This is a genomic window from Skermanella aerolata KACC 11604 (assembly GCF_000936425.1).
In the GTDB taxonomy this organism is placed as follows: Bacteria; Pseudomonadota; Alphaproteobacteria; order Azospirillales; family Azospirillaceae; genus Skermanella; species Skermanella aerolata.
The window spans coordinates 1-1,061 of the sequence record NZ_AVFK01000172.1; the positions used below are offsets into that span (position 1 = coordinate 1).

Genomic DNA, 1,061 nt, shown 5'->3' on the forward strand with positions numbered 1-1,061 from the left:
CTGGACAGTGTCGAGGTCGCCCGGCACGTGATCGATGGCCACGATCCGGCCCGCCTGCTGCCGGAACTGGTGCTGTTCGAGAAGCACCCACCACAGCCGTCGGGACGGAACGGTTGATGAAAGCGGCCGGGTTGCCGAACAGCTGAGCGTCGCGTTCAGTATCCGAGGCGGCCAACGAGGCGCCGACCGGATCGTCACGGTCGAGGTCAACGGCTTTCCCGAGGGTGCCCGTTCGCAGCCCGGCCATCATGGTCCCGGTTGCGTCACCGCTGAGCCGGGCGAGAATGGGACGGATGGCCGTTGACCCCCACAAGCCCAGTAACCTGTCGGCATGGTCTCCGATGATCTTCTTCAGATCACCGGAGACCTGCCACCCGGCGAGGATTTTTCTACTTTTCATTTCTGAGTTCGATTACCCTCCGCCACCGATGGCGGATCGGCAATGGCGGCAGTGGAAGCGCTGAAAATAGCTGCATTCCTGAACCAGGTTATGACGTCGAGGCGATAGCGGTGGCATGCCACCGAACCGTTCAGTGGCAAAAAAGCTGGAGGGCATTTCCTCGCCGCATCGAGGCTTGGAATGCTTAGCAACCTCTCTCGTCAGGAGCAGTCGCTCGAGACATCACACGATTCTGGTAGAAGGAGAAGGTTTTTGCTTTACCTATCGTTCAACCTCTCCAATTATGCTGACAGCATGGCAATCGTTTACTCAGATCCAACCGATGAGCTTCTGATGTCGGAGCTTGGTCTGTCGCCCGACGCCCTGCTGTTCATGCCGCTGAGAATACGGCAAGGCTTCTCCTACTGGCAGGGTCTCAGGCGGGGAAGACTTATGCCGGCCCGCCGCGACGTCGATCCGCTCGACATCGGAGCGCTGCTGCCCAATGTGGTTCTGCTGGATGTCATTCACCAACTGGCCAGTGAGCAGGACCAGGGCTCGTCGGCCGGCCTGGACTTCCGGTTCAGGCTGGTGGGAACGGATGTCGCCGCGCGCTCGGCCCGCGACTATACAGGCCGGCGTCTCGCCGACATTCCCCATATGGCCCCCGGTACGCTCTTCT

General features: G+C 60.7%; 1 protein-coding gene. It reads left to right on the forward strand.

The window, feature by feature from the left end; genetic code table 11:
* Positions 1-733: 733 nt before the first annotated feature.
* Positions 734-1,061, forward strand: a 328-nt coding sequence (locus N826_RS39035; RefSeq protein WP_169789522.1) for a PAS domain-containing protein, incomplete at its 3' end; no start/stop codon positions are given.